This is a genomic window from Veillonella parvula (assembly GCF_032575955.1).
Taxonomy (GTDB): Bacteria; Bacillota; Negativicutes; order Veillonellales; family Veillonellaceae; genus Veillonella; species Veillonella parvula_J.
In genome coordinates this window covers 300,518-312,856 of sequence record NZ_JAWFXN010000001.1, presented here as the reverse complement: position 1 = coordinate 312,856, position 12,339 = coordinate 300,518, and the positions used below count along the sequence as shown (strand labels likewise).

Sequence of the window (12,339 nt, the reverse complement as noted above, 5' to 3'; positions counted from 1 at the left end):
ATTAAACCTTTCCGGCTGAAGGACATAGATGATTTAAAAAACATTCATTACACAAAGGCTTACGAGCCTTACACAATCTACGGCCATGATAGATTAACCAGTGGTGTGCGGCAGCCCAGTCCTTTTTTGGAATTGCCTTTTGTAACTTTTGTTCCATCTCTTCTGGCGTCTTAGCAATACCTAATTTTAATCGGTTAGACACGCGAAATACATGTGTATCTACCGCAATGGCTGGTGTACCAAATAAAACGGATACCACAACATTTGCTGTTTTACGCCCCACACCAGGCAATTCAACGAGTTGATCAAACTCACGAGGCACCTCTCCATGATATCGGTCAACTAAAATTTGACAAGTAGCAATTAAGTTTTTTGCCTTGGACTTATAAAGGCCACAATCTTTAATAAGAGTCTCTAACTTAGCAACTCCAATTTCAAGCATCTTTGCAGGATGATTAAGTTCAGGAAATAATCGTTTAGTAACAATATTAACTCGTTCATCCGTACATTGTGCTGACAAAACTACAGCAACTAATAATTCAAATTCATTTGTATACTCAAGGGCAGGTTTTGCATCAAAATAATGCTCTTGTAACAATTTCAACTGCTCTGCCTTTATCGCTTTTGTTACACGCATACAGTTCTCCTTTCTCACCTGTGAAAGTACAGACGCGTACAACTTATATCTTACCATACGTATTCATTAAGTTCTATGTTATAATAAAACATACTATTCTAATATAGAATACAGGAGGCTCATATGAGTAATATTAACGATACATTAAAACGAATAAATGAACTAGCTGCAAAGAAAAAATCTGGTCAAGAATTAACGCCAGAAGAGTTAGCAGAAAAAAAAGAACTATACGAAATCTACTTAAGCTTCATTCGTGGTCAAATTACAAGCACCTTGGACCGCGTTGAATTTATAGACCCAGAAACAGGTGAAAGAACCGCTCCTAAACGAGCGCTTGAAAACTTGGCAAAAGAAGCTGATAAAGACATTAAAGAGCATAAAGATATTCACTAATGTAACAAATAAACAAAATTGATTACATTACTAATATCCTTTTATATTTATTCAATCAAATTTATATCTACATACTAAAAACCACTTGATACATGTATCAAGTGGTTTTTAGTATAATTTACTTATGTATTATAATTTACCAAGACGTTTCATGGCATTATAAATTTTTTCAGCTAGACCTGTCATTTGACATTTAGGAATACCACATGCTGCTATACGAATACCATTTGCTAATGCAATCACATAGATGTGCTCTTTTTTCAACTCTTCACAGATAGCATTTGCAGAGTCTGTAGGGATTGTAATAAAGAACCCACCACGGTAAGGTAACATGGGAAGTCCTACTTGTGCTGCTTCTTGTTTAAAGATATCAGCACGATCGCGAATTAATTGATAATAGCAATTGCGTTCAGCTTCATATTCCTTAAACTTAGCTGAATCAGCCACAATATTAGCCATTGCACGCATTGCAGGACGACAAATATTGGACCATGTGGCACGACTTGTAGATTTGTTAACTTCGAAAAACTCATCAGCTATTTCTTCATCGTCAGAGATCCCAATCATCGCACCAACGCGCTGACCATACATAGTAAATCCTTTAGATAAGCTATAACACACACAGGTGAGAATTTCTTTTGGTAAATGACTAAATTTATTGAAGAACGCACGTACCTCATCTTTTTCACCAGAGTAATCAAGATATGCTACATCAATACCAATAATCACATTATTTCGACCAATAGCAACTAAATCCTTCAGGAAATTAAGGATAGAATCCCAATCTTTATCCTCAATAGAGTAGCCGGTTGGGTTATTACCAGGTGTATTAAAGATAACAACCACATTTGTTTGTTTAGCCGCCAATTCGTTTACACGATTTTGGAATGCTTCATGATTAAAGTTATTATGTTCATCAAATAAAGAATACGTAACTAGTGTACGTCCAGTATCGCTACAAATAACACGATATGCACCCCAGTACCAATCCGCTGTTAATACTTCATCACCAGGCTCTGTGTAGTTATGAATCAAATGATGAATGCCACCAGTGCCACCTGCGGTAGCAATGCTACGAATATGACCTTCTGGACGGAAATTACCAAAACATTCTTTTTCAGCAGCACACAAAAAATCTGGAATACCCGCAATTGGTGCATAACCAACATGTTCAGAATCCGAAAGACTCAAATATTCTTCTTTAACGGTCTTAAGAAAAACTAAGTTTCCCTCTTCATCATGAATAGCACCCAACGTACCATTCACAACATTCTCACGGCCATTTTCTTTAGCATCAGCTTGAGCTTGACCAGCAGTTACGAAGATCACGTCTTTTAATTTTTTTCCTTTTGCATGCTTTGCAGCAACACTTGTCATAACTAGCACCATCCTATCTGAAATGAATATTACATATTTATCATACCTAAACTAATTTAAATATACAACGTATATTCAGTAAATATATTGTATACATAGAAGATTTAACTAACTATTAGTAACTCAACACTTATTAAATATATATAGAATATATTAAGTACCTTATTTAGAAAAAATAATTAACAAATATACAATAAAACAGTAAATATATAAAAAAAGACCACTCAAAAGAGTGGTCATCATCATCCTTAGAAGGAGTAGCCTACACCAGCGTGTAAACCTTTTGCAGTTTTATCATTGCTATCTACACTATATTTATCATAGCCATAGTATACATTCAAATCTACATCAGGGCGTACTTCATATTGAGCACCTACTTGATAAGTTTGCTTAATATCATTACCCCAACCAGCCTTAGCAAAGCCATTTACTTTATTAGTCAAAGGTACATGACCGATAACACCAGCTTGGAAACCAAGTTCAGTATCATTTGTACGAATCGCAGTACCTGCACCATATAGATTTACATTTGGATGTACTTTATAAACCAATGCTAATTGATGATCTTTAATATCGCCATTTTTTGCATTTAATTTATCGTAAGAGTATTGTAATGCGGCTTTATTGGAAAGGTCGTGTTGTAAAGAAACACCGAAACCATCATTGCTATTGCCGCCACCGTTAGATACGTGTTGTTTAAAAGCATAATCAGCTTGTACCTTAGTGGATCCATCACTAATTTTCGTTACAGGAGCTGCAGCAAATGCACTACCGGCTACGACTGTAGCAGCTAAAGTTAATAATACTAATTTCTTCATTTTTACCTCCTATACACATACCAACGGTATGTCTTAATAAGTTACTAATCGATAGATATAGTAATTATACAATCTATAAATTAGCGTTTCATGAATACAGGGATATCAGGGATACCACTGTTAGTATTTGTAGTGGATGCCGGACGGGATGTAGTTGTTGTTTTACCGAATTCAGGTACATTCTTAGTATTTGAATTGAAACCAGTTGCCACAACAGTAATTTGAACTGTATCGCCTAAGCTTTCATCGATAACGGAACCGAAGATAATATTTGCATCAGGATCCGCCGCTTCAGAAATAATTTCGGCAGCTTCATTAATTTCAAACAAGCTTAAGTTAGCACTACCGGAAATATTGAGTAAGATGCCTTTTGCACCATCGATAGATGTTTCCAACAATGGGCTATTAATAGCCATTTTAGCTGCGTCAGCAGCACGGTTTTCACCTTCACCAACGCCAATCCCCATCAATGCTTCGCCTTGTTCAGTCATGATAGTTTTAACATCTGCAAAGTCAAGATTGATCAAGCCAGGAACTTGAATCAAGTCTGAAATGCCCTTGATACCTTGGCGAAGTACATCATCAGCTGTACGGAATGCATCGCTTAAGGAACATTTTTTATCTACAACTTGCAACAATTTATCATTAGGAATAACGATAATAGTATCTACTTTTTGAGTCAAGAATTCAATGCCTTTTTCTGCTTGTGCACGACGGCGTTTACCTTCAAAAGCGAACGGTTTAGTAACGACGCCTACTGTCAATGCACCGATTTCTTTAGCACATTCTGCAACGATAGGAGCAGCACCTGTACCAGTACCACCACCCATACCAGCAGTTACGAATACCATATCAGCACCTTCAAGAGCTTTTATAATTTCTTCGCGGCTTTCTTGAGCAGCCTCTTCACCGATTTGTGGATTTGCGCCTGCACCAAGACCTTTTGTAACCTTCTCGCCGATTTGAATCGTTACATCCGCTTTAGATAATTCAAGCACTTGGCTTTCAGTATTAGCGGATAAAAATTGAACACCTTTAAGATCGCTATCTACCATGCGATTAACAGCGTTATTACCGCCGCCACCAACACCGATAACTTTAATATTTGCAAAATCAGACATTGAACTTCCTCCTCTTATCGTTATCTATCGTATCAATATACGTCCCAATGTATCGATTTATATACTGACAATCTTATAACAATTACATTTATTTTACACTAAAATTTAAAAACTTTCCACTATATAGAATGTGATTTATTAGAATCGCTTAGTCATAATAATCTTGCGTATAGCTCCTACATTAATAAATACATGCAATCCAAAGCCAATAAGAGCTACGTAATATAAGTTAATTCCTATGAGGTCACCTACATATACAAGAATAACAGCTAACACAACATTTGAAAAGAACCCAAGCACAAAATTACTAAGATCAAAGGTTCGTTCCAATGCAGCCCGGCTACCACCAAATACAGCATCTAGTGCAGCCAGAACAGCGACTGATGTGTAATTTGCATAACTTATAGGTATATGAAATGGTGAAAGCCACCCTAATGTAGTACCTACAATTAAACCAACAATGGCAAAGATATAAATATTCATTCTTTACCTCCTGTTTCATTAGGCTTTATATGCTCTTCTCTAAAGGTTCCTGTAAAAGCTGGAATAGCTATTTCATTTTCTTCCTTTATGGTTACCTTTATGCCCCAGTGTTTCAAGGAATCCACCACACCACCTCGCATGGTGAGCGCAGAATTTAGTGTTTTTGGATCACCAATCGCTTTAACTGTAAAAGGAGCCCCAAAAACCTTACCATTCACAGTAATAGTCGGACCAGAGCATCGTATTTCAGAAGTCCCTATGAGACGTTGATCATTGATAGCTATCGCCTCAGCCCCACCAGCTCGCAATTCATTAACAATACGTAAAATATCTTCATCATGAATTACATATAAATTAGGATTTTCACCACTTTGAATTGGCTTTAAGCTATCCTCAATTAATACACTAACACCTGTACCTTTAACATTAGTTAAAGCTGCTTTCATCATCAACTGTTCATCTGCTTTAACATTGCTACTAGCACCAGACTGTTTAAGTTCTTCTATTTGTTTTAACAATGCATCACGTTCACTTTGAGCCTCTCGTAATTGTACGGCTAAATCACCAGCCCGTTGTAAACGGATATTTTCTTCTATATTATCTTGAGTCATCTTATATTGGGTGACAACCATGAAACCCAATATACAACTGACTAAGGCTATTGCCCACCGTTCGTGTCTCACGACAATCATCTACCTTTTATCTTCAACATGACCTTGTTTATCTTGTTTTTTATCATCCTTCTTAGTAGATGAATTTTCTGTTGTCTTTGTTCCAGTCTGATGCTTTTTAACTTCCGGTATTACATCAGTTTTTATATATGGTGATGAAACATTAACATCTATATATTGTACATTGCTATGTGTTGTCTTAATATCTTGTAACATAGACTGAGTTAACTCGGCTTTTTTAGGTAAGTCTTTACTATCTCCTAATCTAATTTGCACCCCCGATACGGTATAAGCCATTATTGCATCAGGATCTCCTATATTGACTTCTGCAATAGTCTTGAAGGTGCTCTCATCAAGAGAGTTTAAGTATTCAAGAGCCGCTAAAATGGGCTTATCAACAACGGTATCACCTAACAAAATATTTCCCGCCTTAACACCTGATATCATTGGTACCGACGTATCTTGTATTGCAGGCTCTGATGCAATCACTTGACCTTTACTGTCAAGTGTTAAATAACCAAACTGAGCTGGTACAACTGCAACAGCTTTGCGCTCTATGACACGTACAACCATTGTAAATGGCAATTGATAACTAATTTGGGCCTCTTCAACCCGTAAGTCTTTCGCCAATCTAGTTTTTAATTTCTCTGTACTAATTTGCAATATATTTACAGGTTCATGAATATCCCCTGCTACCATTACATCTTGTACAGTTACCTTATCCGATCCTACAATTTTTAAGGATCCAAAAGGAATAGGTAGTGTAAACAATCCCACCAACACGAGAGTAACTGCACCACCGATTTTTAACACTCGTTTTCTAAATACAGCCCGTTCATCTTGAACAGGTGTAGAAGACTGCATCTCCCCAGAGTTGGATGGATGGTATTGCTTATCATCCATAAATAACTCCTTATATTCTATTCAGCCCTTAAAATTTCCCTATACTAGCTGTTAATAGAATCTTTTCACATAATGTTGGAAAGTCAATTCCCATTTCTTTAGCTGCCTTTGGTACTAAAGACGTTGCCGTCATACCTGGCACAGTATTGTATTCTAGAACATACATATTATCTGCATGATCTGTCATAATATCAACACGAATAACCCCACTGCCTTGTACTTCACGATACACAAGTTCCCCTATGCGTTGCATCTCAGCAGTCATTTCTTCACTAATAGGCGCAGGTACTAAATATTCTGTAGCACCTACAGTATATTTACTGGTATAGTCATACTCCCCAGAATGTGGACGTATTTCAATTACTGACAATGCCTTTCCGTCAAGAACGGATACTGTAAATTCGCGACCATCAAGAAATTGTTCTACTACAAGAATCGGATCATATTTTAGCGCTTCTGTAACAGCAGCCTCCAATTGTGCCTCATCACGAACGATGGTAACGCCAATACTAGAGCCTTGAGTAGCAGATTTCACCACTACAGGAATCGTAAATTGTTTGCGAATATGTCCTATAATAGCTTCTGCAGATTCTAAATTACCATTAAAGGATTCAGAAGTAGCTGTTGGAATATTAGCCCCTTTGAAAACATCTTTGCTTACTTTTTTATTCATTCCTACCGCATGAGCCATGATGCCCGATCCAGTATATGGAATTTCTGCCATTTCAAGTAAGCCTTGTAATGCACCATCTTCACCATAACGACCGTGAATTGCATTAAATACAATCTCTCCACCTAAGGATTCAATGTCTTTTAAAACAGTACGAGGATTAAGTTCTAATGTTTGGGCATTAAACCCTTTACTTTCGAGTGCTTCCGCAATAGCAGCGCCAGTACGGCGAGATACTTCAGCCTCTTTGGAAGGGCCACCCATCAATACGATTATTTTTCTATCTTTCATTGTAAGCCTTCCTCCAATATAGCTAATAATTTAGGTCCATATTGATTAATAGAACCGGCACCCATTGTGATAACTAGATCATTAGGTCGCACAATTTTTGCCAATACAGCCGGTATATCATCAACAGATGGTACATAATGTACAACCTTATGTGTAGCAGCTTCAACAGCGTCAGGAATAGTACGTCCATCGATACCTGCAATCGGATCTTCACCAGAACTGTAAATATCTGTCATATATATTTCATCAGCACTTGTAAAAGCCGTAGCAAATTCATCTTTCAACAAGCTTGTACGTGTATACCGATGCGGTTGAAACACACAAATAACGCGATGTTTTTCAAGCTCTTTTGCTGCTCTTAAGGTCGCTTTAATTTCTGTTGGATGATGTGCATAATCATCGACAACCCAGACTCCACCAACATGACCTTTTGTTTCAAAGCGTCGTTTTGCACCGATAAATTTACCTAACGCTTTTGTAATAAAGCGATTCTCTACACCGCAACATTCATGAGCCACAATAAAGGCTGCCAATGAGTTTAATACATTATGCTCTCCTGGCACGCGCAAGCTGATGCGGCTTATATTAATGCCTTTATGATATACATCATATACCAAGGAAGAGTCCACATAATGAATATTTTTTGCTACATAATCATTATTATCCTCTAACCCATACGTAATAAAAGTACGCTTTACGTGGCTCATAACATAACGAATATTTTCATTATCACCACATACGATAGCCTTGCCCGCTTCTGGTAACGTTTCGACGAACTCACAGAAAGCGTTTAACAAGTTATCCATAGTCTTATAATGATCCATATGATCATCTTCAATATTAGTTATAACGATAGTATGTGGATGCAATTTTAAAAATGAACCATCGCTCTCATCCGCTTCCACAACTGAAAAATGGCCTTTCCCAAGGCAACTGCTACCTTTGAGATAATCTACTTCGCCACCGATAATTACCGTAGGGTCCGCATTAGCCTCCACTAAAATTTGTCCAATCATTGAAGTTGTAGATGTTTTACCATGCGCACCAGCTACTGCGATACCATCTGTTACATCTAATACAGCCTTTACAATATCAGAACGATGTAAAATGGTAATCCCTTGCTCTTTAGCAGCAACAATTTCAGGATTGTCTTCACGAATCGCTGTAGAACGAACTATAGCATCAACACCATTTACATATTCTTTATTATGACCGATATGCACCGTGGCACCCATATCTCTAAACTTAGAAATCACTGCAGATTCAGCAATATCTGAACCAGATACATCATAACCTTTTTGAATCAAAATATTCGCTATCGCACGCATACCAGATCCACCAATACCGATAAGGTGAATTTTGTGAATACCGTCTAACATAAAACCTCTCCTTGTTACTTTGCAATAGATAAAGCTAATTTTGCAATATCATGAGCCGCATTCGGTTTCCCCAATTGCAATGCTCGGTCTCCCATTTGTGCCAACAAATCACGGTTGGCCATAAACATCTCGATTTCCCCTATTAAATCATGAGCACTCAACATTTTATCTACAATCATATGAGCCGCCCCTTCTTGTACAAAGATACGTGCATTATAGGTTTGATGATCTTCCGCTGCGTATGGATACGGTATCAATACGGATGGAATACCGCGAACTGCTAATTCTGCTAGACCTATAGCACCAGATCTAAATACTGCTAAATCGGCTGCTGCTAGTGCTTTTGGCATATCATGTAAATACGGCAAAATCAAAGATGAACTACCTAAACCATCCCCATCGGTAATACCCAATTGGGATAAAACAGATTCATATTCTCCGTTTCCCGTAATATGGATTAATTTAATACCTTTCACACCTTGGAAGTGTTTATGTACATCTATCATAGCATTGTTAATAGTTCTCGCCCCTCGAGAACCTCCAGCTATGAGTACTGTAAAAGTATCATCACTTAAGTTGAAATAGTTACGTCCCTCTGTTCTCGAATCAACTAGCACATCTGGACGAACAGGATTCCCTGTATAGACTACGCGCTTTGCTTTAGAAAACGATGCTTCTGCATCCTTATAGCCTAGGGCTACCACATCAACAAAACGGCTCAGAATTTTATTAGTAATACCTGCTATGACATTCTGTTCTTGAATTATAGTAGGAATATTATGTAATGCTGCAGCCAAGAGAACAGGCCCACATACATAACCACCAGTACCAATAACCACATCAGGTTTAAACTTGCAGACTATAGCATTAGCTTTTACAATGCCTAAAGCAGTTTTACCTAATGTAACTAATGTACCTAACGATAATTGACGCTGCAAGCCTTGCACAGGAATCGTAGTAAACTCTATCCCCTCTTTAGGAACTAATGTAGCCTCGAGACCTTGCTTGGTACCAACATATAACACCTTTGTATCAGGATTTTGTTTCATAATTTCCTTATATATAGTTATTGCTGGATATATATGTCCACCAGTGCCACCACCTGAAATAATAACACGTTTCATTAATGGTGTCCTCCCTCTTGCAACATATGAACACAACGTTTAAAGTCATCTCCACGCTCTTCAAAACAGCTGTACCAATCAAAGCTTGAGCAAGCCGGAGATAATAGCACAATATCGCCAGTCTCTGCCAATTTATAGCCTTGTTCTACGGCTTCTTTCATGGATAAAGCACGATAAATCGGCTTCACACCAGCCTCTTTTGCAGCCGTCTCAAAACGATCTGCTGCTTCCCCCATGAAAATAACAGCTTTAGTCTTCTCCTTAACTAACTCCATGAAGTCTTCTAAAGGCGTCATTTTATCATGACCACCAGCTAATAGAATAACTTGTTGATCAAAGGATTCTAATGCTTTAACCACAGAATCTACATTAGTCGCTTTAGAATCATTATAAAATGTAATACCATCAATCGTCTTAACGCGTTCTAAACGATGTTCAACGCCATGGAACTCACTAATAATACGATGAATTGTTTCTACAGGTACGCCCAATGCATGAGATAAAGCAATAACGGTCAATATGTTTTCAATATTATGACTGCCTGGAATATGAATATCTTCATTTCCAATAACAAATTTTGCTACCCCATCTTTAGCAATATAACATTGCCCATCAGCATAATAAGCGCCATTCTCTACGGCTTTTTTTTGACTAATTTTTAGAATATGACTAGGCGAACGATGTTCCATATCAGCTACAACGGGATCATCTATATTCAACACTAAATAATCTGTACTTAATTGATTTTCAAAGATGCGTTCCTTCGCAGCAATATAGTTTTCCATCGTCTTATGACGAGCTAAGTGATCTGGAGTAATATTGAGCATAATAGCCCCAATAGGCCTAAAATACTTGATTGTCTCTAATTGATAACTAGATAATTCAGCTACCAAAAAACCGCCTGCAGGCATAGAATACGCCACTTCACTAAGGGAATCCCCAATATTTCCACCGACGTGAACTGGTTTTCCAGAGCCTTCTAGTACTTTAGTTAATAAGGTTGTTGTCGTAGTCTTACCATTTGTACCAGTAACAGCTACGATAGGTGATTTAGATACTTCATAAGCTAATTCTACTTCACTGACCACGTCAATACCACGGGCATGTGCTGCTTTTACAATCGGAATGTCTAAAGAAATACCTGGAGAAATAACGATACGATCCACGCCATCTAGCAAGGATTCATCTTGACGTCCTGTAATAATATTTACCCCTGCCGCAACGAGTCGTTTCTCCTCAGCCGTAGGCAGTGTCATAGGCTTATAATCATTTAACACAACATGCGCACCCACTTGGGCTAATACCCAGGATGCACCTATACCGCTGGCTCCAGCTCCAAGAACAAGTATATGTTTATCTCCATATTCCATCTATATCACCTAAACTATTTATAAAATTAATGTATCCTATCTAATAAGCATACCATTATTTACAACTTCCGTTAAGTATTATCTTATAAAGTTATAGTCGCTAAAAGTACACCAATAATGGCTAAAACAGCTCCACCAAACCAGAAGCGATTAACAACTGTTTGTTCTGCCCATCCGGAAAGTTCAAAATGGTGATGAATAGGACTCATCTTAAAAACACGCACACCACGTGTTTTGAAAGAAATAACTTGAATAATAACAGATAATGCTTCCATAACAAAAATGCCACCAATCACCACAAGTAGCAATTCTGTTTTAGTTAAAATAGCCATTGCTGCAAAGGCACCACCTAATGCCAAAGAGCCTGTATCCCCCATGAATACTTTTGCAGGGTTCACATTATATACCAAAAAGCCAAGACATACAGCTGCTATTATAGCGCCGAAGTACGCAACACTTTCAGCACCAATAGAATTTGTCATCGATGCAGCCATCAGACCAATAACAGAGAATGCTATCGCCGCCACTGCTGATGTACCACCAGCAAGACCATCAAGACCATCGGTTAAATTTACTGCATTTGTAGCTCCTACAATAATCAAAAATGCCAATACATAATAACCCCATCCCAATTGTAATTGTGTATCTACAACAGGAATCCATAATGTGGTAGGAACAACCATAATCTCAGTAATGCAATAACAGAATACAGCAGCCAATATAAATTGTCCAAGTAATTTTTGCTTCGCTGTTAATCCAAGATTGCGTTTTTTTACAGCTTTTACAAAATCATCAAAAAAACCTAATAAACAATGACCCAGTGTTAAAAATAATAACATTCCTGTGCCCACATTCCATGGTGCAAACAATGCCACGCCAATAACAAGGGCCACCATCATGAAAGCACCACCCATTGTTGGCGTACCGGCTTTTGCTTGATGACTTTCAGGGCCTTCTTCACGAATACTTTGTTGTGCGTGCAAAGAACGCAACATAGGAATAGCAATTTTACCTAGCACTACCGTAATGATGAAAGTCGCTACGAAGGCTAATAGAATGTGATTTATCATATGAATCCTCTACTTATTAATAAATAGGACGG

Annotated in this window: 13 protein-coding genes; 1 reads left to right on the top strand and 12 read right to left on the bottom strand. The window is 37.7% G+C overall.

The window, feature by feature from the left end; all coding sequences use genetic code 11:
• Position 1 precedes the first annotated feature (1 nt).
• Positions 2 to 637 carry an endonuclease III gene (gene nth / locus E7L28_RS01435; RefSeq protein ID WP_004696192.1) on the bottom strand — a complete coding sequence of 212 codons (636 nt, stop codon included), beginning with the start codon at positions 635 to 637 and terminating at the stop codon, positions 2 to 4.
• 123 nt (positions 638 to 760) lie between these two features.
• Here nth and E7L28_RS01430 point away from each other — a divergent pair, with 123 nt between their 5' ends.
• The gene (locus E7L28_RS01430; protein WP_004696194.1) at positions 761 to 1,030 is read left to right on the top strand and encodes a DUF896 domain-containing protein; all 270 of its coding nucleotides are present in this window, start codon (positions 761 to 763) and stop codon (positions 1,028 to 1,030) included.
• A gap of 129 nt (positions 1,031 to 1,159) precedes the next feature.
• Here E7L28_RS01430 and E7L28_RS01425 read toward each other — a convergent pair whose 3' ends face one another.
• From E7L28_RS01425 to mraY, 11 genes are all read right to left on the bottom strand, one after another.
• Positions 1,160 to 2,407, bottom strand: a complete 1,248-nt coding sequence (locus E7L28_RS01425) for an aminotransferase class I/II-fold pyridoxal phosphate-dependent enzyme (RefSeq protein WP_156697592.1) — start codon at positions 2,405 to 2,407, stop codon at positions 1,160 to 1,162.
• A gap of 248 nt (positions 2,408 to 2,655) precedes the next feature.
• Complete coding sequence (locus E7L28_RS01420; RefSeq protein ID WP_004696198.1) at positions 2,656 to 3,225, bottom strand: outer membrane beta-barrel protein; 570 nt, start codon at positions 3,223 to 3,225, stop codon at positions 2,656 to 2,658.
• Between the two features lie 80 nt (positions 3,226 to 3,305).
• The gene (ftsZ, locus tag E7L28_RS01415; protein ID WP_004697140.1) at positions 3,306 to 4,346 is read right to left on the bottom strand and encodes a cell division protein FtsZ; all 1,041 of its coding nucleotides are present in this window, start codon (positions 4,344 to 4,346) and stop codon (positions 3,306 to 3,308) included.
• 138 nt (positions 4,347 to 4,484) lie between these two features.
• Positions 4,485 to 4,829 carry a small basic family protein gene (locus tag E7L28_RS01410; RefSeq protein WP_004696202.1) on the bottom strand — a complete coding sequence of 115 codons (345 nt, stop codon included), beginning with the start codon at positions 4,827 to 4,829 and terminating at the stop codon, positions 4,485 to 4,487.
• Positions 4,826 to 5,521 carry a DUF881 domain-containing protein gene (locus tag E7L28_RS01405; protein ID WP_004697175.1) on the bottom strand — a complete coding sequence of 232 codons (696 nt, stop codon included), beginning with the start codon at positions 5,519 to 5,521 and terminating at the stop codon, positions 4,826 to 4,828. Before E7L28_RS01405 ends, E7L28_RS01410 begins: the two co-directional genes overlap by 4 nt.
• Positions 5,522 to 6,403, bottom strand: coding sequence for a cell division protein FtsQ/DivIB (locus E7L28_RS01400; protein ID WP_155086155.1), 882 nt, complete (start codon positions 6,401 to 6,403; stop codon positions 5,522 to 5,524). It abuts the gene before it with no gap.
• 28 nt (positions 6,404 to 6,431) lie between these two features.
• The gene (locus tag E7L28_RS01395) at positions 6,432 to 7,364 is read right to left on the bottom strand and encodes a D-alanine--D-alanine ligase family protein (RefSeq protein WP_215675562.1); all 933 of its coding nucleotides are present in this window, start codon (positions 7,362 to 7,364) and stop codon (positions 6,432 to 6,434) included.
• Positions 7,361 to 8,743, bottom strand: coding sequence for a UDP-N-acetylmuramate--L-alanine ligase (gene murC, locus E7L28_RS01390; protein ID WP_215675560.1), 1,383 nt, complete (start codon positions 8,741 to 8,743; stop codon positions 7,361 to 7,363). Before murC ends, E7L28_RS01395 begins: the two co-directional genes overlap by 4 nt.
• A gap of 14 nt (positions 8,744 to 8,757) precedes the next feature.
• On the bottom strand, positions 8,758 to 9,867 hold the full coding sequence (gene murG, locus E7L28_RS01385; protein ID WP_215675558.1) for an undecaprenyldiphospho-muramoylpentapeptide beta-N-acetylglucosaminyltransferase: 1,110 nt from the start codon (positions 9,865 to 9,867) through the stop codon (positions 8,758 to 8,760).
• Positions 9,867 to 11,237, bottom strand: coding sequence for a UDP-N-acetylmuramoyl-L-alanine--D-glutamate ligase (murD, locus tag E7L28_RS01380; RefSeq protein WP_004697412.1), 1,371 nt, complete (start codon positions 11,235 to 11,237; stop codon positions 9,867 to 9,869). The genes murG and murD overlap by 1 nt, the downstream gene beginning before the upstream one ends.
• Positions 11,238 to 11,320: 83 nt before the next feature.
• Positions 11,321 to 12,307: a phospho-N-acetylmuramoyl-pentapeptide-transferase gene (mraY, locus tag E7L28_RS01375; RefSeq protein ID WP_004697364.1), complete on the bottom strand. Its 987-nt coding sequence runs from the start codon at positions 12,305 to 12,307 to the stop codon at positions 11,321 to 11,323.
• Positions 12,308 to 12,339 lie beyond the last annotated feature (32 nt).

Bases quoted from the DNA above. Each gene is read 5' to 3' on its own strand.
- E7L28_RS01430 (WP_004696194.1), top strand. From the start codon at position 761: ATGAGTAATATTAACGATACATTAAAACGAATAAATGAACTAGCTGCA.
- ftsZ (WP_004697140.1), bottom strand. From the start codon at position 4,346: ATGTCTGATTTTGCAAATATTAAAGTTATCGGTGTTGGTGGCGGCGGT.
- E7L28_RS01405 (WP_004697175.1), bottom strand. From the start codon at position 5,521: ATGATTGTCGTGAGACACGAACGGTGGGCAATAGCCTTAGTCAGTTGT.
- E7L28_RS01410 (WP_004696202.1), bottom strand. From the start codon at position 4,829: ATGAATATTTATATCTTTGCCATTGTTGGTTTAATTGTAGGTACTACA.
- murD (WP_004697412.1), bottom strand. From the start codon at position 11,237: ATGGAATATGGAGATAAACATATACTTGTTCTTGGAGCTGGAGCCAGC.
- murG (WP_215675558.1), bottom strand. From the start codon at position 9,867: ATGAAACGTGTTATTATTTCAGGTGGTGGCACTGGTGGACATATATAT.
- E7L28_RS01395 (WP_215675562.1), bottom strand. From the start codon at position 7,364: ATGAAAGATAGAAAAATAATCGTATTGATGGGTGGCCCTTCCAAAGAG.
- nth (WP_004696192.1), bottom strand. From the start codon at position 637: ATGCGTGTAACAAAAGCGATAAAGGCAGAGCAGTTGAAATTGTTACAA.
- E7L28_RS01420 (WP_004696198.1), bottom strand. From the start codon at position 3,225: ATGAAGAAATTAGTATTATTAACTTTAGCTGCTACAGTCGTAGCCGGT.
- E7L28_RS01425 (WP_156697592.1), bottom strand. From the start codon at position 2,407: ATGACAAGTGTTGCTGCAAAGCATGCAAAAGGAAAAAAATTAAAAGAC.
- murC (WP_215675560.1), bottom strand. From the start codon at position 8,743: ATGTTAGACGGTATTCACAAAATTCACCTTATCGGTATTGGTGGATCT.
- mraY (WP_004697364.1), bottom strand. From the start codon at position 12,307: ATGATAAATCACATTCTATTAGCCTTCGTAGCGACTTTCATCATTACG.
- E7L28_RS01400 (WP_155086155.1), bottom strand. From the start codon at position 6,403: ATGGATGATAAGCAATACCATCCATCCAACTCTGGGGAGATGCAGTCT.